This is a genomic window from Paenibacillus tritici (assembly GCF_013204885.1).
GTDB lineage: Bacteria > Bacillota > Bacilli > Paenibacillales > Paenibacillaceae > Paenibacillus_AQ > Paenibacillus_AQ tritici.
In genome coordinates this window covers 13,092-36,188 of sequence record NZ_JABMKX010000031.1, presented here as the reverse complement: position 1 = coordinate 36,188, position 23,097 = coordinate 13,092, and the positions used below count along the sequence as shown (strand labels likewise).

23 protein-coding genes, 1 pseudogene and 2 riboswitches are annotated in these 23,097 nt (G+C 51.5%); of the genes and pseudogenes, 13 read left to right on the top strand and 11 right to left on the bottom strand.

What is annotated here, in order from left to right:
• Nucleotides 1-169: 169 nt before the first annotated feature.
• Complete coding sequence (locus tag HQN87_RS31185; RefSeq protein WP_173141107.1) at nucleotides 170-1,393, top strand: S8 family peptidase; 1,224 nt, start codon at nucleotides 170-172, stop codon at nucleotides 1,391-1,393.
• 287 nt (nucleotides 1,394-1,680) lie between these two features.
• Here the strand turns inward: HQN87_RS31185 and HQN87_RS31180 are convergent, their stop codons facing one another.
• Nucleotides 1,681-1,860, bottom strand: a complete 180-nt coding sequence (locus tag HQN87_RS31180; RefSeq protein ID WP_173141105.1) for an aspartyl-phosphate phosphatase Spo0E family protein — start codon at nucleotides 1,858-1,860, stop codon at nucleotides 1,681-1,683.
• A gap of 263 nt (nucleotides 1,861-2,123) precedes the next feature.
• A complete protein-coding gene (locus HQN87_RS31175; RefSeq protein ID WP_254075744.1) occupies nucleotides 2,124-3,503 on the bottom strand; it encodes a helix-turn-helix domain-containing protein in 1,380 nt (459 codons plus the stop codon).
• A gap of 267 nt (nucleotides 3,504-3,770) precedes the next feature.
• Here HQN87_RS31175 and HQN87_RS31170 point away from each other — a divergent pair, with 267 nt between their 5' ends.
• Nucleotides 3,771-4,103, top strand: coding sequence for a helix-turn-helix domain-containing protein (locus HQN87_RS31170; protein WP_246553201.1), 333 nt, complete (start codon nucleotides 3,771-3,773; stop codon nucleotides 4,101-4,103).
• Between the two features lie 229 nt (nucleotides 4,104-4,332).
• Here the strand turns inward: HQN87_RS31170 and HQN87_RS31165 are convergent, their stop codons facing one another.
• The 6 genes and pseudogenes from HQN87_RS31165 to HQN87_RS31140 all read right to left on the bottom strand — a co-directional run bounded on the left by HQN87_RS31165 (nucleotide 4,333) and on the right by HQN87_RS31140 (nucleotide 9,954).
• Nucleotides 4,333-4,890 (bottom strand): hypothetical protein, encoded by a 558-nt coding sequence (locus HQN87_RS31165; RefSeq protein WP_173141103.1) that lies wholly within the window; start codon nucleotides 4,888-4,890, stop codon nucleotides 4,333-4,335.
• A gap of 581 nt (nucleotides 4,891-5,471) precedes the next feature.
• Nucleotides 5,472-7,157: an arginine--tRNA ligase gene (gene argS / locus HQN87_RS31160; protein ID WP_173141101.1), complete on the bottom strand. Its 1,686-nt coding sequence runs from the start codon at nucleotides 7,155-7,157 to the stop codon at nucleotides 5,472-5,474.
• Nucleotides 7,154-7,597, bottom strand: a complete 444-nt coding sequence (locus tag HQN87_RS31155; protein ID WP_173141099.1) for a YwiB family protein — start codon at nucleotides 7,595-7,597, stop codon at nucleotides 7,154-7,156. The genes argS and HQN87_RS31155 overlap by 4 nt, the downstream gene beginning before the upstream one ends.
• A 117-nt stretch (nucleotides 7,598-7,714) precedes the next feature.
• The gene (locus HQN87_RS31150) at nucleotides 7,715-8,383 is read right to left on the bottom strand and encodes a GNAT family N-acetyltransferase (protein WP_173141097.1); all 669 of its coding nucleotides are present in this window, start codon (nucleotides 8,381-8,383) and stop codon (nucleotides 7,715-7,717) included.
• Nucleotides 8,384-8,415: 32 nt separating this feature from the next.
• A pseudogene (locus HQN87_RS31145) lies at nucleotides 8,416-9,081 on the bottom strand (GNAT family N-acetyltransferase).
• 15 nt (nucleotides 9,082-9,096) lie between these two features.
• Nucleotides 9,097-9,954: a carbon-nitrogen hydrolase family protein gene (locus HQN87_RS31140; RefSeq protein WP_173141094.1), complete on the bottom strand. Its 858-nt coding sequence runs from the start codon at nucleotides 9,952-9,954 to the stop codon at nucleotides 9,097-9,099.
• 252 nt (nucleotides 9,955-10,206) lie between these two features.
• Here HQN87_RS31140 and HQN87_RS31135 point away from each other — a divergent pair, with 252 nt between their 5' ends.
• From HQN87_RS31135 to HQN87_RS31125, 3 genes are all read left to right on the top strand, one after another.
• Nucleotides 10,207-12,279 (top strand): transglycosylase domain-containing protein, encoded by a 2,073-nt coding sequence (locus HQN87_RS31135; RefSeq protein ID WP_173141092.1) that lies wholly within the window; start codon nucleotides 10,207-10,209, stop codon nucleotides 12,277-12,279.
• Nucleotides 12,280-12,379: 100 nt separating this feature from the next.
• Nucleotides 12,380-13,057 (top strand): DNA-3-methyladenine glycosylase, encoded by a 678-nt coding sequence (locus tag HQN87_RS31130; RefSeq protein WP_173141090.1) that lies wholly within the window; start codon nucleotides 12,380-12,382, stop codon nucleotides 13,055-13,057.
• Between the two features lie 267 nt (nucleotides 13,058-13,324).
• Complete coding sequence (locus HQN87_RS31125; protein ID WP_173141088.1) at nucleotides 13,325-13,807, top strand: AbrB/MazE/SpoVT family DNA-binding domain-containing protein; 483 nt, start codon at nucleotides 13,325-13,327, stop codon at nucleotides 13,805-13,807.
• 112 nt (nucleotides 13,808-13,919) lie between these two features.
• On the opposite strand, the gene HQN87_RS31120 is transcribed toward HQN87_RS31125, so the two are convergent.
• Nucleotides 13,920-14,426, bottom strand: coding sequence for a YwhD family protein (locus HQN87_RS31120; protein WP_173141086.1), 507 nt, complete (start codon nucleotides 14,424-14,426; stop codon nucleotides 13,920-13,922).
• Between the two features lie 104 nt (nucleotides 14,427-14,530).
• Here HQN87_RS31120 and HQN87_RS31115 point away from each other — a divergent pair, with 104 nt between their 5' ends.
• From HQN87_RS31115 to HQN87_RS31090, 6 genes are all read left to right on the top strand, one after another.
• The gene (locus HQN87_RS31115) at nucleotides 14,531-16,549 is read left to right on the top strand and encodes a M1 family metallopeptidase (protein ID WP_173141084.1); all 2,019 of its coding nucleotides are present in this window, start codon (nucleotides 14,531-14,533) and stop codon (nucleotides 16,547-16,549) included.
• Between the two features lie 45 nt (nucleotides 16,550-16,594).
• Nucleotides 16,595-17,392: a hypothetical protein gene (locus HQN87_RS31110; protein ID WP_173141082.1), complete on the top strand. Its 798-nt coding sequence runs from the start codon at nucleotides 16,595-16,597 to the stop codon at nucleotides 17,390-17,392.
• A gap of 212 nt (nucleotides 17,393-17,604) precedes the next feature.
• Nucleotides 17,605-17,743, top strand: a riboswitch (cyclic di-AMP (ydaO/yuaA leader).
• A gap of 57 nt (nucleotides 17,744-17,800) precedes the next feature.
• Nucleotides 17,801-18,229: a C40 family peptidase gene (locus tag HQN87_RS31105; RefSeq protein ID WP_173141133.1), complete on the top strand. Its 429-nt coding sequence runs from the start codon at nucleotides 17,801-17,803 to the stop codon at nucleotides 18,227-18,229.
• 393 nt (nucleotides 18,230-18,622) lie between these two features.
• Nucleotides 18,623-18,766: riboswitch (cyclic di-AMP (ydaO/yuaA leader) on the top strand.
• Nucleotides 18,767-18,770: 4 nt separating this feature from the next.
• Complete coding sequence (locus HQN87_RS31100; RefSeq protein WP_173141080.1) at nucleotides 18,771-19,262, top strand: C40 family peptidase; 492 nt, start codon at nucleotides 18,771-18,773, stop codon at nucleotides 19,260-19,262.
• A 174-nt stretch (nucleotides 19,263-19,436) separates the two neighbouring features.
• Nucleotides 19,437-19,922: a GNAT family N-acetyltransferase gene (locus HQN87_RS31095; RefSeq protein ID WP_173141078.1), complete on the top strand. Its 486-nt coding sequence runs from the start codon at nucleotides 19,437-19,439 to the stop codon at nucleotides 19,920-19,922.
• 97 nt (nucleotides 19,923-20,019) lie between these two features.
• Nucleotides 20,020-20,376 carry a c-type cytochrome gene (locus tag HQN87_RS31090; protein WP_173141076.1) on the top strand — a complete coding sequence of 119 codons (357 nt, stop codon included), beginning with the start codon at nucleotides 20,020-20,022 and terminating at the stop codon, nucleotides 20,374-20,376.
• A gap of 131 nt (nucleotides 20,377-20,507) precedes the next feature.
• Here HQN87_RS31090 and HQN87_RS31085 read toward each other — a convergent pair whose 3' ends face one another.
• Both HQN87_RS31085 and HQN87_RS31080 read right to left on the bottom strand, forming a co-directional pair.
• Nucleotides 20,508-20,783 (bottom strand): 4a-hydroxytetrahydrobiopterin dehydratase, encoded by a 276-nt coding sequence (locus HQN87_RS31085; protein WP_173141074.1) that lies wholly within the window; start codon nucleotides 20,781-20,783, stop codon nucleotides 20,508-20,510.
• A 201-nt stretch (nucleotides 20,784-20,984) separates the two neighbouring features.
• A complete protein-coding gene (locus tag HQN87_RS31080) occupies nucleotides 20,985-21,278 on the bottom strand; it encodes a hypothetical protein (RefSeq protein WP_173141131.1) in 294 nt (97 codons plus the stop codon).
• Nucleotides 21,279-21,481: 203 nt separating this feature from the next.
• Between HQN87_RS31080 and motA the strand changes: the two genes are divergently transcribed.
• Both motA and motB read left to right on the top strand, forming a co-directional pair.
• Nucleotides 21,482-22,282 (top strand): flagellar motor stator protein MotA, encoded by an 801-nt coding sequence (motA, locus tag HQN87_RS31075; protein ID WP_173141072.1) that lies wholly within the window; start codon nucleotides 21,482-21,484, stop codon nucleotides 22,280-22,282.
• A complete protein-coding gene (gene motB, locus HQN87_RS31070) occupies nucleotides 22,266-23,084 on the top strand; it encodes a flagellar motor protein MotB (RefSeq protein ID WP_173141070.1) in 819 nt (272 codons plus the stop codon). Before motA ends, motB begins: the two co-directional genes overlap by 17 nt.
• Nucleotides 23,085-23,097 lie beyond the last annotated feature (13 nt).

The following is a 23,097-nucleotide window of genomic DNA, read 5'->3' as shown; positions in this document are numbered from 1 at the left end:
GGGATGTTGCAGGGAGCCTTGCGGTTCCCTCTGTTTATTTTATGTGAACTATCGCTTTTTGACACGATGGGCAGCCTATTTCGTTAAAAAAGGGCAAGTTCCCATTCGGAGACCCTCCCTCCTTCATACTATATGGCAGCACGGCACCGAGGAGGGGACGGCGTAACTTATGGATTATTACGGATTTTGGCAGATGCTGCTTGAAGAAATGAAGGCTGCCCCCAAAAGTGCACAGCGGCATATTGTGACCTTCAACGACCCCCGTATGTATGCCGGAGCACTCTCACAGTGGAAGTCCCTGAAGACAAAGAAGCCTGGTCTGCGGCAGGTTCAGGTATCTGCACTGATCCAGGCTTTCTTCGTGCCCGCTGCGGGAGCAGGGAAGCTGATGGACCGTTATGCGGATTCCCTATGTATAGAAGAAGACCACCGGATTCAGGTTCACTCGGCCTTGGCGGACCCCAGCGGTCCTTCCATGATGCCCTGGGGCGTCAAGGCTATCCGCGCGCCGCAGGCCTGGTCGAGATCCACCGGTGTACACGTGAAGATCGGCGTCATTGATACGGGCGTTGACTTCCGCCATCCCGATCTGAAGCATACGCTGGCTTCCGGGGTAAATCTGCTGAACCGCGGCATGATGCCGCTGGATGACAACGGACACGGCACACATATTGCCGGAACGCTGGCCGCAGCCGGGGGCACGCGCAGCATGATGGGCGTAGCCCCCCGGGCGCTGCTCTATCCGGTCAAGGCCTTCGACCACAACGGCTCCGCCTATGTGTCGGACATTGTCCTTGGCATCGATTGGTGCGTACAGAACAAAGTCGATATCATCAATATGAGCTTCGGCATGAGGAACCGGAGCAAGGCTCTGCATGATGTAGTGATCAAGGCCTACCGGGCCGGGATCGCCATCATCGCCTCCTCCGGCAACGACGGCAAGCGCGGCGGGGATTACCCCGCGCGGTATCCGGAGACTATTGCCGTAGGCGCCCTTGACAGAAGGCAGCGCATCGCGGCCTTCAGCAACCGCGGACCATACATTGACGTCTACGGTCCGGGCGAAGGTATCCCCTCCTGCTGGCTGCGGGAGGGGTATAAGGAAATGAGCGGCACCTCCATGGCGACCTCCCATGTCACCGGTGCCGCGGCCCTGCTGCTCGCGCTGCGGCCGGGGCTGTCGCCCCGCGAGCTGAAGCTGCTCCTGCGCCGCACCGCCTCGCCGGTGCGGCTGCGCAAGGGCCAGCGCCGCGCCTCCCTGGGCGGCGGTGCGGCCGATGCGCTGCGCCTGCTGCGCGTAGGCATCCGGGCCCGGCGCAGCAGCGGTGGCGCTGGCAGCGGCGGCAGTAGCGACGGAAGCGGCGTTGCCAAGGCCGCGGCCGCGAAAGCGTAGGTGCGCGGCGGAGGTCCGCGATATCGGCTGTTGCCATAAGCAAGTGGAATAACGTATCTTAATTCGGCAATTTTCAAAGGTAAGGCGGGAACAAGTGGATAAAGTACATCTAGGTAGTTTTGACTCAGACAGACAGCAAACAAAAAAGAGCCACTTGGAGACATTGATCCACGGGGCAAGTACAGCTCCTTCATAAATTCTACAGCTATTTTTCCGTGTTTTAGCATCATCTGTTAAACTAAAGGGGCGAGCGAACCCGACAAAGTTTCTCGCCCAAAGTCGATTGTTCACCCAATCGGCTTTTTTAATTGCTCTCCGATCACATTGTACTGATTAATCAATTCATCCAGTACCATCGATTGCTTGATTACAGCAGGATGCTGAAAATTCCCATACTGGTTTGTCAGGGTGTAAAGGCGATTCCGGGCACGTTCAATCCGAAGTTGCATGAGCATGCTTTTTTTCATCGTTGAGCAACATCTCCTTTGTGTAATATTTTAGGTTTTTATGTCAAATGATTACTCGATACTCAGATGGCAACTCACCATTTCTTTGCTAATACTGGTTACAACAAATTTAAAATGCCGTCTTAATGCACAAAAAAGCTTTCCCTTGAAGGAAAGCTTTTTTGTGCATTACAATGAAGTTGTCAACACCTTAGCCCCAACCGACACCATGCCCCATTGTGATTAGTGTAGTCATAATAGGAGCCACAGTCGCAACAAGACAACTAAACGAAACTAAGAGGAACCACGTTCTTTTTCGCATTGATCCGATGCACCTCACTCGCGAGTTTTTTAAATTTCTTTTTCGCTTCTTGATCTGCATAATCACGATATTGCTCAAAAAGAGTCATACAGGTAATCACATTCCGTACACTGTTTATATTAACAGAAAAATCCAATCCTTCTAATATAAGATTTATTGCATTGCCCTGATTTTTCTTGAATGTATATACTCCCAAGTCACTTAAAAACTGAGCGCTCTTCTCCGAAATGACGGAGACATTGTACTGACCTTGTTCACCCGCCATCTCCTTAAATGGGAAGTAATCAGAGAAACGTTCCAAGATACGATCAATGTCATAACCAAATTGATTGGCTGCTTGGACGATTTGACTCAACGCGATAAAAATCTCTTCCGGGTGGTCAGCCACAAAGTCGGCATACTCATCTATGGCTTGAGCATCACCAGACATCACCCGGTATAGGTAACCATTAGCTATGGCCCATTCAGAAAACTGTTTTTTATACCTAGCTGCTGACTGATCTTTTTCCCGTATCCACTCCGCTTCAGCATAAAGAGACACATATTTCAAAGCACCAGGGTAATCCTTATATTCTTCGCATACAGCCGAGCGCACCAGCCAAGCATAAAGGATGTAAAAGTAGATTGGTCGTTCAGGCTGCTTCTCACTTCCTCCAACGGCTTGTAAATCATACTGAATTTGAGAAATTCGAAGCATCTCAGCAGCCAGTTCATCTACTCTTTTCCACTTATGTACTGTAACCAACACATCAATAAGGCGCTTAAGTGCTTCCAACTGGTCGGCTTCATGTAAACGATTCACATAATCTTCAAATACCATGGCTGCTCTATAGTTTGATTCCAAGTCAGTCCCTAGCTCGACTAAAAATAAACGATAACGGCAAAATGCCAAACGCTCAGAATGCTGAAATTTTTCAGCTTTACTCACATTATCATAGAGCAATGCCGCTGCTTGATGATGCTTGCTGGCAAATAGTTCTTCAGCAACATCAAATAACGCTGGAACATAAGACAAATTATCCAATAGCCGCAGAACAATCCGCTCAATGCAATCCAGACGATCCAGCACCGCGCACTTGATAATAAACGGACGTATTCGGCGCATCGAAGCAAAAAAAGCAAAACACTCTTCTACATATGAACCGAACAGAGCATCTTCCGCTAACCCCAGCGCCCCCGTGATTAATTCTAATTGCTTTACTGAGATTGGCCTACTTCCCTGAAGTATCCGGCTAAGTGATCCCGAATTGATTCCAGAAATCTCAGTAAATTTTGCGTAGCTCATATCATTGGCCCGCATATACTTCAACAAAATCTCACGTATAGAATTTTTAACTTCCAAGATAGATACAACCTCCTTTCAGAAAAGTTCCAAAACGGTGGTCAACAACGCATTTTCGTATTTATTTACGTGAACACGCGAAGAACTCAATCATCGGAAGGAACATGGCGCGCGCCTCCATCTTTCCACATGTTATGCATACAATATGTGGAAATTATACCCTAAAAGAACCTTAAAGTTCAATGATATTTTTTTTGAACTTTCAGAACTCTCCAAGGTTGTCCAATCACTGGTCTACACTTCTAGTAGGAAGGGGTGATAACCAACGTGAGCGACTTGGCAAAAGCAATTGGAGAGCAAATTCGGCACTACCGGACCTTGGCAGGAATGACGCAAGAACAGCTAGCTGAAGCGATAGAGTCTCAAGGGACTTACATTGGCCGCGTGGAACGCGGTGAGCAAAACATACAGCTTCAAACGCTGGAAAAGATTGCTGAAGCGCTACATACGCAGATTGCTATTACATTTGATCATGAGCAATACGAACGCTTCAAAGCTGACGAATGGATTTGGAAGATCGTTCTGCTTTTAAAGGAACAAGATCATGAACAGCAACAAAGGGCATACCGAATCTTGCGCGAAGTGTTTACAAATTTCTAATACAGCTGTTTTGCGCCGGTTACGCTTCTGGCCAACCCGGCGTTAATCTGTCCCAACCGCCCCCCAGTCCCTCCCCTTGTACTAACCTTCCTGTTGTTTCTTTTCCTTTCATTCCTCTGGCGGCGCGTTGGTCCACATTAAAACAACCGCCTGAATCCAGGCGGTTGTTTTGCATCCTATATGTAGTGATTTCAATCCGTTCTGCCCATTAGGGAGATAGCGAAGAAACTTACTTTAATGGTTCAAGCGAAGCGGCCGCTCTCTCATAATCAGCCTGAAAAAAGGTTCTAGCTGAATTCATACTGAAATACAGTCCGTCTTTCTCAAAGTATAAAGACGTTGCTCCATTCTCTTCAGTAATCCATTTCCCAGATACATTTTTTGAAAGTTCAACTTCTTTAGTCGAAGCAATCTCGTTAGTTGGTTTAAGTTCTTCTTTGGATTGAGTGATTGAACCTCGAATAAATACAATACGGACTTGATTGTCTTTAACTTCTACACGATCCAGGTAATCATCAACACCTAAGCCTACTGTAGGGATGTAAACTTTATCTAATCTGGCTTTCTTAGCAGCTTCACTAATTTCATTTTTTTGTTCTGCTGTATAAGATAGTGGCTCTGCTTCTGTCATTCCTTCACCTGCATTATTGGTCGAATTTACATTCTGATTTTGTGCAGTTTCAGGAGAGGTTGAATTATCTAAAGTAGAATTTTCATTCTGACTGCATCCTGCTAATAAAGCACCAAACAGCAGGCCGGTAATCAGGGCTTTCCCTTTATAGTTCATGTAAATATCCTCCTTGTTGATCTGTCACCTCACTATAATAGACTGAACTGCTCTTTCAAAAGTTGCATAATATTCTCATATAAGCTTCTTTTTTGAAACTCTTCATAGGTCCAGCAAACTTAAGCGCAGCTGCTTAATCCGGCAAGATTCCCCTGACAGTTCCGTTGTTCCAACGAGATCCTCACCAATTCTATTTCCCGTCACTATACAATCCGGCCGTAAGCTCGGAGGCATAAGCGTACGGTACGGCGGGGTACCGGCTCCTTCAACAAACAAATGGAATAATGTATCTTAATTCGCCAATTTTCGAGAAATAGACGTAAGCAAGTGGATAAATGACATCTAATTTTGTTTGAATTCGCTAATGTGGGTTAAATGTGCTGACATAAGTGCTATTTTTCCAACTGCCGTTGCCGCAAGGTTCATCCGTTCATCAGCAAGTGGACAAAATCCACCTGTCTCCCGTCAACCTGTCATCTGACCGGTTCCGCCGTACACTTTCGGCAGAACCGGCCGCATGACGAGACCAAAAGCGCCACCCCCGAAAAGGGGTGGCGCTTAGCCTGTATAGCTCCAGCAAGTTACATCCGGTCTGGTGCGGTAACGCCAACCAGACGCAGAACGTTGGCAATCGTCGTCCGCGCAGCGCCCAGCAGAGCAAGACGGGCAACGGTCTGAGCAGCATCCTCGGTGATTACGCGCTCTGCCTTGTAGTAGCTGTGGAACAGAGAAGCCAGGTCGTATACATAGCGGACCAGACGGTGCGGCGCGTAGCCTTCGGCGGCAATCGTAATTTCCGCAGGCAGCTCACCGATTTTGCGGAGCAGGTCATATTCATGAACAGCGGTCAGCTTGCTGTAGTCGATCTTGTCTGCCTCCGGCAGCACAATCCCCTGCTCCTCCGCCTGGCGGAAAATGCTGCAAATACGTGCATGTGCGTACTGCACATAGAATACAGGGTTCTCATTGGATGTCGAAATGGCCAGATCCATGTCAAAGTCCAAATGCGAATCCATACTGCGCATGGTGAAGAAGTAACGGATGGCGTCCACTCCGACTTCTTCCATCAGGTCTTCCATGGTAACGGCTTTGCCGGTACGCTTGGACATCTTGACCTTCTCGCCGTCCTGGAACAGGCTGACCATCTGGGCTATCAGCACCACCAGCTTCTCGGGGTCATTACCGAGGGCCGCCATGGCTGCCTTCATCCGTGGAATGTAGCCGTGGTGGTCCGCTCCCCAGATGTTGATCATTGTATCGTAGCCGCGGCCGTATTTGTCGCTATGGTAGGCAATATCCGGTGTGAGGTACGTATAGGTGCCATCATTCTTAATCAGCACGCGGTCCTTATCGTCACCGTATTTGGTGGTTTGCAGCCAGGTGGCGCCTTCTTTGTCATAGACTTCACCGCGTTCACGAAGCTCATCCAGCGAACGCAGCACTTCCCCGTTCTCATAGAGAGAGGTTTCGCTGAACCAGATATCGAAGTTCACGCGGAACCGGCTGAGGTCGCGTTTGATTTTGTCCAATTCCTTCTCAAGGCCGTAGGTGCGGAAGAATGCCGCCCGGTCCCCCGGTGTCATGGCGAGCAGGGAATCGCCCTTCTCCGCTACCAGCTCCCTGGCGAAGCCTTTGATATCTTCTCCATGATAACCGTCCTCCGGCATCTCAGCCGGTTGGCCCAGCTCCTGCAGGTAACGGGTCTCGATGGATTTGCACAGATTGGCGACCTGGTTCCCGGCATCGTTAATGTAGTACTCCCGGGTCACCTTGTATCCGGCATAATCCAGCACGTTGCATAGTGCATCACCGACGGCAGCTCCGCGGGCATGTCCCAGATGAAGGCTGCCTGTAGGGTTCGCGCTGACAAATTCCATCTCAACATGCTTACCCTGGCCTATATCCACACGGCCATAATCGTCAGCCTGCTCGGCCACAAGTGCAATAACGGGATACAGATAGCTTTTGGACAAAGTGAAGTTGATGAAGCCCGGTCCGGCAATTTCGGCCTTCTCTATAGAAGCGCGGCCGGTGTCCAGGTGCTCGATAATCGCCTCGGCGATCTGCCGCGGGTTGCGCTTCGCGAGCTTGGTCAGCTGCATCGCTGCATTCGTGGCCATATCTCCGTGAGCCTTGTCCTTCGGCACTTCCAGCACAATGGCAGGCAGCTCTTCGCGGGACACCAGACCGGCAGCTACAACTGCATCGGCAATGGCCTCCTTCACCCGTTCGTGGGCAAGCTGAAGCGGATTTAAATTGTGTGTCATGATTGTGGTTCCTCCTGTATATTCAAACTTATAGCGAACTGTCCTGAACATTCCCCGTATACGTAGAGATCATATTCCCATGAAACCGCAAGCGATCTTCCTTCGCGCTTGATGTCTAATTTCTTAGTGTCGGTGGTGAGATTGAATTGTGTATAAGGCGAGCGGTAGAATCCAGGCAGCGGTTGCCCCGTCTCAAAAGACTGCTCCGACTGGACAGCGCCATGGCGGATCAGCTTGATTCTGCCCTCTGAAATCTTCAGCGTGTTCTGTATAGTAGCCTCTGCGCCCTCCGGGCCGGGCTGCCGCTCTTCATAACGGATATACAGTGACTGCCCCTTAGGTATGACTTCACCTGCAGCCTGTACCACATTCCGCTCTGTGCCCTGCACACTTACCAGTGTTACAGAAACACCGTATTTGCCTTGCTGCCCTTCAGTCATCACACGTTCCTCGCTTATTCGTACTTGTTATTCATAGAGGTCATATTCGCTTTCCCATTGTACACTATATCCAGATCGGGAGAGCAATTCAATGGATATTTCATCTATCACCAACCATCACAGCGGCAGTAATGCCACGCTATCCATGCTCCGGAGCTGGCTGATCATGGACGTCCAGGCTTCCGGCTTATCCGATAGCACAGCGTAATAACGGGTCAGGAAATCGGCCACGAGCGGCGCTGCAATTCTCTCCAGCTCTTCACTAACGGGCATGAAGCAGAGGTCAAGACCGGACACCGCCTCACCGTCCCCCTGCCAGGAAGGATGAACATACGGAATATCAATCCTTCTATAGCCCAGATGCGACAGGACCTCGCGGCGGACGAACGGGTCCATCGGCTTAATTCCGCCAAAATCATACGCGACCCGGTAAGGATCATAGATCTCGGCGAACATGCCCAGCAGCTCACAGTTATTATCCCCGGCCAGCTTATGCAGGTCCTTCAAGCGGTTATGAGCCAAAAAACGCCCGATGCCCAGGCCCTCCCGGCCAATGATGGTGAAGTCGGTCATCGCCACATTCCAGTCCGCATAATAGCGGTACTCCGTAGTGCCTACAACAGTCCCCTCATGCACGGCAGCGAACACACGAATGCCCGGGTCTTCCAGCGGCTCCTTCCACAAGCTGTATTCCAGCACTTCCTCGGGAGGAAAGACTTCGGACAATAACTGGTGCACCTGTCTGAACAACGGATCGGCAAGCGCTGTAATTCTTCTATATTCCATAGTCAACGAACTCCTTCAATGATCGGTTATATTCACTTATAAAAAGGATTCTTCCATTCCATAAGCGCAGCATAATTCCCTGATTCCTCATCCTCGAGATAATCCGCTACCACCGTTACCGGAACCCGGCCGCACCGCAGCAGAAAGGTAATGACCGGATCAGTCCACCTTCCGGCTACTACCCCGGCCAGATATTCCTCTGCGGTCATCCGGTCCGCCATCAGATGATACCCCGGCATCCGGCCTGCTCCCAGCAGCCGTTCGAGCTTCTGCTCCACTACAACGTGATACAACGACTGGACCAGCTCCTTGCCCAGACCCAGCTTGCGGTATTTCGGGCGGACACACAAATCGGCAATATACAGCGTATTCCCGTCCGGCTCATGCGTGGTCAGATAGCCGTCTGCGGTAACCTCCGACCAGGTGTGATGCAGCGCCTCCGGGCCCGAGCGGATGATGAGCCCGGTAACCGAACCGGCCAGTTCCCCGTCCACTTCCACAGCCAGGGCCCCCTCGGGAAAAAGCGTTACATGATTCAGCAGCTGCTCCCGGTTCCACCACAGCTCTGCTGGATAAGGCGGCGGAAAGGCTTCCTACTGGACCCTGATCAGTTCCGTGAAGTCAGACTCCTTGTAGCTGCGGATTACTGCAGGCACCGGTGTTGCGCCGTCAAAAGCATAAAACCTCTTGTAATACATCCTCTGCCCTGCCCCCTACTTCCAGTCTGTATACAGATCCGTCCGGCGGTCACGCCACGTAGTGACTGATCCGTGCTCCCGGACGCGGTACAGCAGCTCCAGATCGAGATCGGCCGTGACGATCATATCGCCGTTAATTTCTCCTTCTGCCAGCAGCCCCTGCGGAGGAAACGGAATATCATTCGGCGTAATTACCGCAGCCTGCCCGAAGTTGGCCCGCATCAGATCCACCGTAGGCAACGAGCCTACGGTCCCCGTAAGCACAACATATATCTGATTCTCAATGGCGCGGGCATGGCTGGTATATCTCACGCGGTGGAAGCCGTGGCGGTCATCCGTACAGGAAGGGCAGAAGATCACATCCGCACCCTTGGCCCGGGCCATGCGCACAATCTCCGGGAATTCAATATCGTAGCAGGTCAGCATGGCGATGGTTCCCTGTTCGGTCTGGAAGACCTGCAGCTCTTCACCGGCTCCCATATTCCACCCCTCTACCTCAGCCGGTATAATATGCAGCTTGGGCTGCTCGGCAATTCTGCCGTCCGGGTAAAAGAGATGGGCTACATTATAAAGCTTCCCGCTGCGGCGCAGCACATGGGTGCCTCCGATTATATGTACTGCATATTTCCTGGCATACCCGGAGAACATCTCCCGGTAACGGTCTGTGAACTGCGGCAGATCCTCTATTCCCAGAGTTTCTCCGTGTTCATTCCCTATAGACATCAGCTGTGTCGTGAGAAATTCGGGGAACAGGATAAATTCAGCGCCGTACTCTCCGGCGGTTCTAATATAGTGCTCACACTGGGCGGCAAACTCCTCGAAGGAGGAGATAGTGTGCAGATGATATTGTACAGCGGATACGCGAAAAGCCATGGCGGCAATCCTCCCGGGTTTGAGATAGCATACATTCATAAAGTATCTAAAAATTTTACCATAACGGCTCACAAAATCACACATCCACGGGACAGCTGCCGCTTCTCCGTCCTCGCTTGATGCCCCGGGCCCCGCTTTCTCTTCAGGTTATGAATATCTCCCCCCTTCCTTTCCCATAATGAGGAATACAAGCAACGGCAGCCCGGATGCGCTGCGCTGTATTGCTGCTTGAATGAGAAGGAGCCTGATGCCATGACGCGCGATTCTGCCACAACCAAGTTCCCGAAACGCCGCCTCCGCCTGCTCTTCCGGCTGCTGATGGTCTCTGCCCTCCTGTCCGTGCTGGCAGCCGGAGCTCTGCTTGGGTACCTGTATCAGAAACCGCTGCCCCCGCTGGGGGATGATGTCCGCTCCAGGCTGCTTGACTCCAGGGGCAATGTGATGACCACCTTCACTACGGATGGACGCAGCCGGGAGCCTGTTGAGCTTAAACAGATTTCACCTCTGCTCATTAAGGCCACGCTGGCTGTAGAGGACCGGAAATTCTATAATCATATCGGTTTTGATCTGAAGGGGATGGGGAGAGCCGTACTCGCCAACCTTGAGGCGGGCAGGCGTACGCAAGGAGCCAGTACCCTAACCCAGCAGCTGGCACGCAATCTGTACCTGACCCATGAGAAGACCTGGACCCGCAAGGGCAAGGAAGCACTCTACACCCTCCAGCTTGAGATGAAATATACCAAGGACGAAATACTGAACATGTATCTAAATGAAATCTACTACGGGCACGGCGCCTATGGAATTGAAGCGGCGGCCCGGATGTATTTCGGCAAAGCTGCCGCTGACCTCAACTTGGCGGAGAGTGCCATGCTGGCCGGAGTCCCCAAAGGCCCCACCTACTATTCGCCTTATAATCACCTGGACAGTGCCTTGAAGCGTCAAGGCATCATACTCGCCGCCATGGTCGATGTGGGGGATATTACGCAGGCGCAGGCAGAGGAAGCTGCCAAGGAGAAGCTGAAGCTACGCCCGCAGGGTCAAAAGGATATCACGGTGGCTGCGCCCTATTTCCGCGATTATGTGCGCGGCCTGGTGATAGATACCCTGAATATCACCAGTGACGAGCTGGACCGGGGCGGACTGAATGTCTACACAACGCTTGACCCGGATATGCAGCAGGCTGCGGAAGCAGCGGTGGATCAGGGGATGGACCACAGCAGCGAGCTGGAAACGGCCCTGGTGTCCGTTGATCCCCGGACCGGGTATGTGAAGGCTATGGTCGGGGGAACCAACTACCGGTCCAGCCCGTTCAACCATGCTCTGGCCAAGACACGCCAGCCCGGCTCTTCCTTCAAGCCGATTATGTATTTAACGGCGCTGGCTTCCAAGGAAATGACCGGCTTGTCGGTCTTCAACAGCCAGCCGACGCTGTTCCACTATGACAATAACCGGAAGACGTATCAGCCCCGGAACTTCGGCGACAAGTATCTCGGAGAGATCAACATGCAGCAGGCCATTGCCGCTTCCGACAATATCTATGCCGTGAATACCATTATGAAGATTGGGGCCGATAAGGTGGCTGCTATGGCTGCCGCCATGGGGATTAACAGCCCGCTGCAAAACGTGCCTTCTCTGGCACTCGGAACCTCGCCCGTCAGCCCGCTGGAGATGGCCTCCGCCTTCGGGGTGATTGCAGGCGGCGGAGTGAAGCAGCCGGTTACCGCAGTTCTGAAGATTACGGATGCCAGCGGACATCTTCTATATGAAGCCCCTCAGCCCCAGGGACAGTCCGTGGTGGAGCCGGCAGCGGCTTATGTGCTGACCCGGCTGATGGAAGGGGTCTTCGAGAGCGGAGGAACGGGGAACCGGGTAGCCTCGATGATCAAACGTCCCGTAGCCGGTAAAACCGGCACCACGGATACCGACGGGTGGATGGTGGGCTTCACTCCCGAGCTCTCCACAGCCGTCTGGGTGGGATACGACAAAGGCCGCGATATTGCGACTGCCGACGGAAGACGGGCAGCGCCTATCTTCGCCCAGTTTACGGAAAAGGCGCTGGAGAATGTTCCGCCGAAGATTTTTCCGATTCCGGAGGGCGTGGTCAGCGTATATGTGAATCCGCAGTCCGGTAAGCTGGCTACAGCAGACTGTCCCGAGAAAAAGCTGGAAACCTTCATCAGCGGGACGGAGCCGACCGAATATTGTGATCAGCACAGCACCGGCGGCACGGGTTCTCCTGCCGGGGACAATTCTCCGGATGCTGCCGATCCCGCCAAGGAAGACCATTCGCTGTGGAATAACATCAAGCGCTGGTGGATGAACTAACCGGGTATTGCCGCCTCCGGGCTGCTTGCGTTACGATGGGATCAACCCGGCATAGGCGCGTCTTTCGCCTAACTCTGCCGCAGGAAGGTGTCATCCGTTCATGAAGCCGAATCGTTCCGGCGGCCGGAAGACGGCGGCCGCCAAGCTGCTGCAGCCTGAACTCTACACGCTTACGGCTCTCGAAGCCGCTCCGCGCCTCTTAGGTCAGCATTTGGTCCGCCTTACGGAAGACGGGGAGATCCGCTGCCGTATTGTTGAGACAGAGAGCTACGGCGGCGCCGAGGACAAAGGCAGCCATGCCTATGGCGGCCGCCGCACCGCCCGTACGGAGGTGATGTTCAGCGCCGGCGGCGCAGTGTATGTGTACCTGATTTATGGCATGTATCACTGCCTGAATGTAGTAACCGCCGCTGAAGATGAGCCGCATGCCGTCCTGATCCGGGCGGTAGAGCCGCTCACGGACAGGGATGCCGAACTTATGGCAGCCTACAGGGGAATTGCCGTCAGGAAGCCCTCGGATCTGTCCGGCGGACCGGGTAAGCTGTGCCGGGCGCTGAGAATAGACCGGAGCCTTAACCGCACCAGGTTCGATATACGGGGAGGCGCTCTATGGATTGAACAGGGCGAACCCCCTGAATCTATCGACATTGTTCAGGCTCCGCGCATTAATATTCCCTATGCGGAGGAATACGCAGAGCGCCCCTGGCGGTTTTATATTCAGGGGAATCCTTATGTATCAGTCAGCGATCCGCTCGCGCAGCCGTTCCGTCTGCACTGAATCTCGCCCGGCTGTTTCGGGTGCGATAATTTGGGTAAAAAGAAGTGAACCCTAATCAGCCTCTCCCTTGGGAATTCCCACATGGAGGGGCTGTTCTTCGTTATTTTGCTCTATCTGCCCCTCATACGCCAAAAAATGATAATACTTCCTATAAAATGACAATAAACAACCCTATTTGAAGGCGCTTTCCCCGTTCTCTAAACTTACAATAACTGTTATAATCATAGATATTACACAAACTATAAAGAGGTAAATGAGGGACATGGGATGAAGGATACAGGCATGATCCGGAGCTTAGACAGTCTTGGAAGAATTGTGGTTCCCGTAGAAATCCGCATGACACGTAATATTGACATTGGGGACCCGATTGAATTTTTTATTCTGGATGAGAATATTATCGTTCTCAGAAAGTACACCTCCACAGAATGCACCTTTTGCAGAAGTCTAGACCATGTGACCTACTATAAGGATCAGTTTATTTGCAACACCTGTCTGAAGGAGCTAAGTGACCCCGAACGCGGGTCAGAACCCGTCATCGCTCCCCCAAGTCCAGCAGCAGAGAACCCCGAGCCTGCCCGCGGAGGGCGGAGAACCAAGACTGAAGAAATGAGCCTGCGTCTGCAAAAAGCAATGGAGGATCATCCCTATGCCAATCAGAAGGAGCTTGCCGAGGTGCTCGGAATCAGCCAGGCCAGGGTAAGCCAGTTGAAGCGTAAGCTGAACATTTCCGGCAGGGCGGCCCCGCAGTAAAGGTTACGGAGAGGGAGTCTGCACCAGAACCCGAATAAGGCTTGGCCCTCGGTCTCTCGAGGGCCAAGCCTTATTTGTTGTTCGTTCTATGCTTAACCATCCGGCGCTTCCCCTATTCCGACAATGCCGCTTTCAGCTCTTCTGGCGAGGCAGCCCACCACTCTTCATTATGGGTCATCAGCAGTGATTTCAGCGCTGCCCGTTCGCTGATTCCCAGTCCCTCCAGCATAAGCTTCCGCTTCAGGGCAGCATCCAGCTTATTGACATGATCGGCGAGAATCTTCCAGCCGCGGCGGGCTTCGGTGTCAATCCACATCTCACAGGCAGTAATTCCTCCGTAGAACTGTCCCTCCGGCGTACGGTCTACAGCCACCCATACGACCCATACCTGTCTGCCGTTCGGGACATCCTCACGGTTCACAGAGAATTTAATCCCTTTCTCCACTTTACTCTTGGCATGCATAGCGCCGATATCAATAACTGCCTCTCCCTGATCAATAATGACAGGAGATACATTGTTCAGATCAATAGAGCCTGCGCCGAAGCCTTTATGCTTGGCTCTGGCATTCACAATATTCAAGGCAATCTGTTTTTTGCCTTCCGGTTGTACGTTATCCACATGTGCACATCCTTTCCATTCACTAATTATTTAATTTTAGCTAATATTGCGGCGATTGCAAACATATACATCCCGTAGATGCTTGTCACGGGAGGAATCACAGTATGAAGCCACATTCATTAAGGTATACCCTCATCTTCGCAGTCCTGGCTGTTCTCACCTTGCTTGGAGGCGGAATATGGTTTCTTTCAGGGCATAACCCTGCCGCATGGACTGCTTCTGTGCCAAAAGAGGCCAAGTCCCCCGCCGTCATCCCGCAGCAGCCCGTGCAGTCCACGCTTCCGGAGATGTTCTCCCCCCCAGAATCAGAAGCTCTAAGCCAGCGTGTGGTCGAATACCACATGGATGTGCAGCTTCAGGCAGATACGGGGACCTTAACAGCTTCCGAGACGCTGACTTGGACCCATCCGGGCTCAAAACCGGTCCAAGAGCTGTATTTTCACCTGTATCCCAATGCATTCGCTTCCGGTAATACAACCTTCATGAAGGAATCGGGGGGCACACTACGCGGAGATTCCATGCCTGCTGGCGGGTACGGCAGCATCACCCTAACGGATCTGCGGACCTCCGAAGGCATCTCGCTTATGCAGCGCACCCAGTATGTGCAGCCTGACGACGGCAATATCAACGATAAAACACTGCTCAAGGTTCATCTGCCCCAGCCGGTACACGGCGGTGAGAGTATTACGGTGAGGCTTAAGTTCGAGGTCAAGCTGCCGAAAATATTCGCCCGGATGGGGACCGCCGGTAACTTCGTCATGGCCGGCCAGTGGTTTCCGAAAATAAGCGTCTACGAGCCTGCCGGCAGAAGAGGACTCAAGGAGGAAGGATGGAACCTCCATCAATATCACGGAACCTCCGAATTCTACAGTGATTTCGGTATTTACAATGTAACCATTTCCGTCCCGCCTGAGTACAAGGTGGCCGCAACCGGATTTCCGGTGAGGAATGCCAAGGTAGTGCAGGGCCGTAAGGTGTACCAATTCTATGCAGATGATGTCCATGACTTTGCCTGGGCCGCCTCACCGGATTTCGTCGTTGCCGAGAAGGCCTTCTCCGCACCGCAGGTGCCCGGGGTGAGAATTAAGCTCTATCTGGACCCGCTGCATAAGAATCTCCAGGAGCGCTATTTCCAGGCGGCTGAGGCGGCCCTGACCGCTTTCAGCAAGTGGTACGGCCCGTATCCTTACTCCACCTTATCCATTGTAGTTCCGCCTGAGTCCGGCAACGGGGCGGGGGGAATGGAATATCCGACACTGATTACCGCCTTCGGTGCCACCGCGGCACCGCCGGGCACTTCGCTGGAGCGCACCATTATCCACGAGATCGGCCACCAGTATTTCTATGGCATGGTCGGCAGTAATGAATTTGAAGAAGCCTGGCTCGATGAGAGCTTCACCTCCTACGCAGAAGACCGCCTGATGGAACAGGAATACGGTGTAGCCTCAAGCCTTCCGCTTCAGTCCAGCCTGGTCTCCTCCTCACAGCCGCTTAAGCTGGAGACCTGGAAATACAGCGGCGACGATGCCTATACCCGCAATGTGTATATCCGGGGCAAGCTGGTGCTTAAGGATATCGAGCGCATAGCGGGGGCCAAGAATATGGATACTATTCTCGCTGCCTATGTCCGCAAATACCGCTTCAAGCACCCGTCTACCGCCGATTTCCAGAAGATTGTGGAGAAGGTGACCAAGCAATCCTGGCAGACTTATTTTGACCGGTATGTCTACGGCGGGGGGGCGCCTGATTTCGCAGTAGACGATATTAAGCTCTCCACAAAACGCAGCGGCAGCGACGGTGACGGTGACGGAGTGCAATATAGCGCAGTTGTTGAGGTGAGCAATAAAGGCACCCTCTACCCGGATGTTCCCGTGAAATTCACCTTCTCGGACGGGTACACTGTTCAGCAATATTGGAATGGCGAGGGACAATCAACCTCCTTCGAGTTAGCCTATAAAGCGCCTCTGGTCTCCGCAGAGATCGATCCGGGGCATACCATTCTGCTGGAGAGCAGGCATCTTAACAATTTCAGAATGGCCGAGCTGGAGCCGCGTACTCTCTCCCGCTGGACGCTAAGCGTGACGACACTGCTTGAAACCCTGCTCGGAACTCTAGTCTGGTGAGGTGAAGGAATGGTGAAAAGTTCAATAACCCGCGGTTGGGTCAGCATGAAAGAGCAATTCTATATATTGATTCTGCTATTTATTTACCGGCTGTTCTGGGGCTATTTCCTGTACAAATTCATTAAAAGCGCTGTTGTTCCCCTGCTGCTGCGCTATCCCGATGCGGATGCCGGCGGCAGCGGAATAGGCAGGCTGCTGTATTATATCGAGGGCCAGTCTTCCCTGCGCACCGAACCTGCCGTCCAGCATTGGCTATGGCTGCTTCTGGCACTGACTTTGCTCCGGCTGCTGCTCACCCCCTTCATCCGGGCAGGGCTGCTGCATGAGCTCCATCAGGAGCGCGCAGGAGCGCGTGGACTGTTCTTTTTTCCCGGAATGAAAAAGTACGGGCTGCCCGTGCTGGTATTCAGCCTCGTGGAATGGGCGTTAACCCTCCTGCCGCTCTATTGGCTGCTTCCGCGTATGTACCGGCTGCTGCTTGGCGGCATTCTTGAGGTTCCGCTTCTGCTGAAGCTTGTGCCTTATGTGCTGGGCTGGCTCCTGTACCTCTTCCTGATCCGCAAGCTTCTGCTCTATATGCAATTCGGCTATACTGCCGGCACCGGCATGTTCTCGTCTCTGCTGATCTGCCTGAAGGTGCTGCTGCCTTCTATCGGAGTATCCGTCATACTGGGGGCGGGAAGTCTAATTATACTGATCCTCTGTAGTGCTTCTGCGCTGCTGTATCCGGGACTCCCGGCCCTGCTGCTGCGTCAGGCAGCTCCGCTGCCCTCCACGCTCTTCAATATGTGGGGAGTAGCTGCCCAGTACCATCTCTGGTCCAGTAAATCATTTCCACAATAATTCACGGCCGAAACGGCATACTAAAAAGAGTCACAGCCCCTCAAGCAGGGAGCAGGACTCTTTTTTGCTTAAGCGAAGACAAAACCATTTGCAAAACTGTAAAACCTCTGATACAATGATGCCTGTACTACTAGTAACAAAGTTGTAATCTTTCAAGCATAATTTACCGTAACCATTGCAAATTAACTAATTGCCGATAAGTCACTGTTCTGGTGCACATAACGCCGAATTCCCAGCACCGGGAAGTGGGGGAACCATATTTTGGGTGAATTGATCTCGCTTTAGAGGGGTCATAGGGGAACCTTCTACCGAATCCTTAAGCTAACCTCGCAGGCCCTGGAAGGAGTACATCTTTTGATTATTCAGAACTTCAAGAAAAAATGCACCGCAGCAGCGCTGGGTCTTGTGATGGTATTCACACTCGGAGCAGGCAGTGCCTTCGCAGATTCCAAAATGGATACTGTGATCTCAAAAACCATTGGAACGTCATATAAAACCGGAGGCACAACCACCAACGGGTTCGACTGTTCCGGATTCACCAAATATGTGTTCAAGAATGTTGGGCTTACTCTGCCCCGCACTTCTAAGGCACAGTACAAAGTAGGAACAGCAGTACCTAAGAGCCAGCTGCGTTCCGGCGATCTCGTGTTCTTCAATACCTTGGGCAACGGAGTATCCCATGTCGGTATTTATGTCGGAAACGGGAAATTTGCACAGTCCTCCAGTTCACGCGGTGTAACCATCAGTTCAATGAGCCAGTCCTACTGGGCCAACCGCTATGTTGGCGCCAAACGAGTAATGAGCACAACAGCCTACCAAGCTGTCGCTTACGATTGAACCCTTGAAGAATACCCCGAACATTTCAACCTCTAACAACCCATTGTAACTTATACAGGCCCGGGATGATTATTGCCGTAATCATTTCCGGGTTCTTCCTTTTTCTTTTCCTTATTCTACCTTTTACACAGATTTTCTGCCCTTGAAACAGCATTTTATTCCAAAAATAAAGAAAAAAACATATAGAAGCTACTCTGCACATAGATATGAGTCTTTCTAACGGGCTATAACTCTAAAAACAGCAAAAAAGATGCATTAATATGTTATAAGTGATTGCCAAGTGCCGAAGTCTTTGTTACAATTATCGCAGTGAGTTTTTAGTAACATTTTTGTAATTATTGAATCGCTTTTAACAAAGGTTTTGTCATGTATTGAATGAACAGCTAATCCTAATCAACAGTCGTGCCGAGTTCCCTAATGAAGTTAGGGAAACGGGGGAACCACTTTGGGTGAATTGACCTCCTATTCTAAGAGGGGTCATAGGGGACCTTCAACCGAACCCTTAAGCTAACCTCGTAGGCATTGGAAGGGGTATTTACTTTTGAAGAAGAAGCTAGCAGCCGCAGTACTGAGTTTGTCCATTATCTTCACCATTGGAGCAGGAAGCGCTTTCGCCGATTCCAAGATGGATAAAGTTATCGACAAAGCCATTGGAACCAAATACGTATCCGGCGGTGTATCCACAAACGGATTTGATTGCTCTGGATTTACAATGTATGTTTTTGATAAGATGGGCATTAACCTGCCGCATCAATCCGGCTCCCAATACCAGATGGGTTCTGCCGTGTCCCGTGACGAGATGAGAGCGGGCGATCTTGTATTCTTCAATACCAATGGCAAAGGTGTATCCCATGTCGGTATTTATGTCGGTGACGGCGAGTTCGCACATGCGTCTTCATCCCGTGGTGTAACTATCAGTTCGCTGAGTGACAGCTACTACGTCAACCGCTACGTTGGCGCCAAGCGGATTATGAGCACAGATGCTTACAAGACTGCAGCTACGGATTCTCAAGACAACGATGATGTCGAATAATTTGTTGTAACATACGCTCTTTTCCGAGATTTTTGCCGAAATCTTGGGAAAGGGCTTTTTTTGTCTATAAAATTACTTACCCCGCTCTATATTTGTAAAACACCCATTCCGCCTTTTCATAAAATATATATAATATAGTAAAAAGCATTGTCCCGGAAAGGAGGCCGCCCGCTTATGATTAGTTCTCCGCTAACCTTTTACGTTGTACCTATGGAGCCGCTGCATGCCGCCGAGATCTGCGAGTGGAGCTACAGCCCCCCGTATAACATATACGGCTGGATGTCCTGGGAGCAGATGCAGGCGCTCGGCGTTGAGTTCGGTGACCCGGAGCTGCGACAGGAGCAATATGTGTCCGTAGTGAACGGGCAAGGTGATCTGTGCGGCTTTGCCCAGTTGTTTCCTATGGAGGGTGTAGTCCGGCTCGGAGTGGGAATGCGTCCGGATCTCTGTGGTCATGGGATGGGGCATCTGTTCATGACGGCGATCGTGCAGGCTGCACGGGCCCGTTACCCGGAGCGTGAGATTGATCTGGAGGTACTGACCTGGAATCAGCGGGCAATCCGCGCTTACCAGAAATGCGGGTTCACCATAACGGATACCTATGAACGCCGGACTCCCACCGGCAATAAGCCGTTTTATTGCATGGTCTATGAGGAATAGTGATTATTCCGTTCATTTTTTTGACACAAATACTATGATAACGCTTCACCATCCGCTATAATGGAAACAGCAGCTTACATGAAGGGACGGATTGCAGATGCAGAAATGGATCATGAGCGGTTTGTTTTTTGCCGCCTGCGCCTTTGCGGTGATCTTAATGTTCACCTTACCCGGTAAATCCGAGGTAGCTGAAGAGAACAAACCGACAATGCCGGAGGTTGTACTGGACGCTGCCAGTGCGGAGGCTACAGTGAAGGCCAACTGTATCTCCTGCCACGGTGACCAGCTCCAGGGCGGTGCAGGACCGAGCCTGCAGCAGGAAGGTGCATCACATGATGCGCCGCAGATCTACAGTATAGTCACCAAGGGACGCGGACAGATGCCTTCCTTCAAAGACAGGCTGGCCCCTGAAGAAATCGCCAATGTAGCCTTATGGCTGGCCGAGAAGAAATAATCCGCTTATTGTAAGGACATCAAGCTCTTCATTCATATGTATAATGCCCGTTGCAGAGGATCTCAAGCGATCCCTGCACGGGCATTTTTATTAATCAGGCATGCCTGTCATTTCCATAGTAACCTTGTCCTTTAACGATTCTTCTCGAACGCCTCATTAAATTCACGGGCCTGGCGGAGATCAAGCTTCTCCACATCTGCGGTCAGCCGCAGAACAACGGTCTTGTAATCAATCGTGATATGCGGGTGATGATCGAAGGCTTCCGAAATGGCGGCCACCTCGTCCACAAAAGCAATTCCCTTCATGTATTCATTGAACATATATTTGCGCACCAGCTTATCCTTATCCAGTCTCCAGCCCTCAAGCTTGCCGATCTGCTCCTGCAGTTCTTCCTCTGTAAATTGCAATTCGTTCCCTCCCTTGCTAAGTTAACGGTTCCGGTTCACCCTCAAATAAAACATCCCTCAGCTTCTGAAAGTCCAAGGGATGTGCCCGGCCAAAGATTTTTTTGATTAAATGTATTCGTATCTTCCGGCAATTAGTACTCCACATCCAATTTTACCATGGGCGGATACCTGAGGACAAACCTGCTCCCGCAATTTCTCAACTTACACTAGAACTACCGAAGCCAAATCCTCATCGCCAAGCAGAATATTAATCCGGTGTGTTTCTTTATCGTACATTACAACACCGCTGCCAACCTGAATCACCGGTTCATTGCCCAGGGCGTAGAACAGGTCCTCGGCAAGCGCCTCCCAGACCTCCTGCTTCGACTCCTCCGGCAGGCTTACCCACTCTTCAGGCTCCATTTCAAAGAAAATATACCCGTCAGAGATTCGTCCGACCGCTCCTGTCAAATCAACAAGAATTTCACTGTAATCTCTACCATGCTTAACTCCCACATCAATCACTCCGTTTTCTTCGCTGATGAATAATAACCTACCTTATCTATTATAGCCGAAAAAATCACTTCACAAATAAGGGAATGCTGTCGATAAATAAGAATATACGTGATTTGGTTATAAGCAGAGTGTTCTCCCGCGGTTCAAGGATGAAGTACGCGGTTAGTCGATCACTTCTTAATTCTCATGGACGAGGTGCATAAATGGAAATCTCAACAATTCTAGGCCTGGTGTTTGGCCTGATCGCAGTAGTCTGGGGAATGATACTCAAGCATGCTCCGCTTGCAAGCTTGAACAACCCCGCTGCCTATGTAATTATTTTTCTTGGTACGGCCGCCTCTATCTTCATGGCCTTTCCCATGTCGGAAGTCAAGAATTTCCCTAAGCTGCTGAAGATCCTGTTTGTGAAGAAAAAGATGGTCGGCAAGCCCGAGCTGATTACCATGTTCATGGAATGGGCCTCCATTACCCGCCGTGAAGGGCTGCTTGCCCTGGAGTCCAATGTCGATGAAATTGAAGATAACTTCCTCAGAAACGGCATGCGGATGATTATTGACGGCAACGACCAGGAGTTTGTCCGCGACGTGTTAATGGAAGATATTCATGCAACTGAAGACAGACATAAAGCCGGCGCCCTGATTTTCTCCCAAGCAGGAATGTACGCCCCTACACTGGGGGTACTCGGAGCTGTTATCGGGCTGATTGCCGCCTTGGGTGATATGAGCAACATGGACATACTGGCCCATGCGATTGCCGGAGCCTTCATTGCTACGCTGCTCGGGATATTCACCGGTTATGTCATGTGGCATCCTATGGCTAACAAGCTGAAGCGGATCTCCAAACGGGAGATCGAAGTCCGCCTGATGATGGTGGAAGGCCTGCTGTCCATTCAATCCGGGGTATCCACCATTGCCATTAACCAGAAGCTGTCTGTCTTCCTGACTCCGTCCGAGCGTGCCAAGCTGAGCGAGAAGGAGGGCGCTTCGAGTGAGCAAAAAGACTAGGCATGAGGAACACGAAGAGCATGCCGATGAATCCTGGCTGCTGCCCTATTCCGATCTGATGACCCTGCTGGTGGCCCTGTTCCTCGTAATGTATGCCATGAGTGCTACGGATGCCCAGAAGTTCGAACAAATGGCCCAGGCATTCAATTCAGCGCTTAGCGGCGGCGGAGGCGTCCTGGAGTTCCGTTCGGATTCGCCGACTAACACCCAGTTGGATCAGGGCAGAAAAGATAAAATGAACAGTGTGATTGACAAGAATACCGGCTCCTCCGAGCTGTCCAAGCTCCGCACCAAAGAGCAGGAGGATCTGGAGAAGCTTAAGAAGCAATTCGATCAATATATCAAGAATAACGGAATGACCGATTTGCTTAGTACGAAGCTGAACCAGTCGCAGCTGATGATCACCATCAGCGACAATGCGTTGTTCGCTTCAGGACAGGCAGTGGTGAAGGACGAATCCCGCCAATTGGCCAAGTCGATCTCCACCATGCTTCAGCAATTTCCGGATTATGAAGTGCTGGTACAGGGGCACACAGATAACGTTCCGATCTCTAACAGTACCTACTCTTCCAACTGGGATCTCAGTGTAGCCCGTGCCCTTCAGTTCATGAAGATCCTGCTGCTGAATCCCAATCTGGACCCGGTGAAGTTCAGTCCGATCGGGTATGGGGAATATCGTCCCATTGATACCAATGCAACAGCTATAGGGCGGGCCAAGAACCGCCGGGTAGAAGTGTCCATTCTCCGCAAATATAAAGATCCTGCAGCAGAGACTACGGATGTTTCTGCTCCTGGCAAATAACACCGAAGATACA

Bases quoted from the DNA above. Each gene is read 5' to 3' on its own strand.
- HQN87_RS31185 (WP_173141107.1), top strand. From the start codon at position 170: ATGGATTATTACGGATTTTGGCAGATGCTGCTTGAAGAAATGAAGGCT.
- HQN87_RS31180 (WP_173141105.1), bottom strand. From the start codon at position 1,860: ATGAAAAAAAGCATGCTCATGCAACTTCGGATTGAACGTGCCCGGAAT.
- HQN87_RS31165 (WP_173141103.1), bottom strand. From the start codon at position 4,890: ATGAACTATAAAGGGAAAGCCCTGATTACCGGCCTGCTGTTTGGTGCT.
- argS (WP_173141101.1), bottom strand. From the start codon at position 7,157: ATGACACACAATTTAAATCCGCTTCAGCTTGCCCACGAACGGGTGAAG.
- HQN87_RS31155 (WP_173141099.1), bottom strand. From the start codon at position 7,597: ATGACTGAAGGGCAGCAAGGCAAATACGGTGTTTCTGTAACACTGGTA.
- HQN87_RS31150 (WP_173141097.1), bottom strand. From the start codon at position 8,383: ATGGAATATAGAAGAATTACAGCGCTTGCCGATCCGTTGTTCAGACAG.
- HQN87_RS31140 (WP_173141094.1), bottom strand. From the start codon at position 9,954: ATGGCTTTTCGCGTATCCGCTGTACAATATCATCTGCACACTATCTCC.
- HQN87_RS31135 (WP_173141092.1), top strand. From the start codon at position 10,207: ATGACGCGCGATTCTGCCACAACCAAGTTCCCGAAACGCCGCCTCCGC.
- HQN87_RS31130 (WP_173141090.1), top strand. From the start codon at position 12,380: ATGAAGCCGAATCGTTCCGGCGGCCGGAAGACGGCGGCCGCCAAGCTG.
- HQN87_RS31125 (WP_173141088.1), top strand. From the start codon at position 13,325: ATGAAGGATACAGGCATGATCCGGAGCTTAGACAGTCTTGGAAGAATT.
- HQN87_RS31115 (WP_173141084.1), top strand. From the start codon at position 14,531: ATGAAGCCACATTCATTAAGGTATACCCTCATCTTCGCAGTCCTGGCT.
- HQN87_RS31110 (WP_173141082.1), top strand. From the start codon at position 16,595: ATGAAAGAGCAATTCTATATATTGATTCTGCTATTTATTTACCGGCTG.
- HQN87_RS31105 (WP_173141133.1), top strand. From the start codon at position 17,801: ATGGTATTCACACTCGGAGCAGGCAGTGCCTTCGCAGATTCCAAAATG.
- HQN87_RS31095 (WP_173141078.1), top strand. From the start codon at position 19,437: ATGATTAGTTCTCCGCTAACCTTTTACGTTGTACCTATGGAGCCGCTG.
- HQN87_RS31090 (WP_173141076.1), top strand. From the start codon at position 20,020: ATGCAGAAATGGATCATGAGCGGTTTGTTTTTTGCCGCCTGCGCCTTT.
- motA (WP_173141072.1), top strand. From the start codon at position 21,482: ATGGAAATCTCAACAATTCTAGGCCTGGTGTTTGGCCTGATCGCAGTA.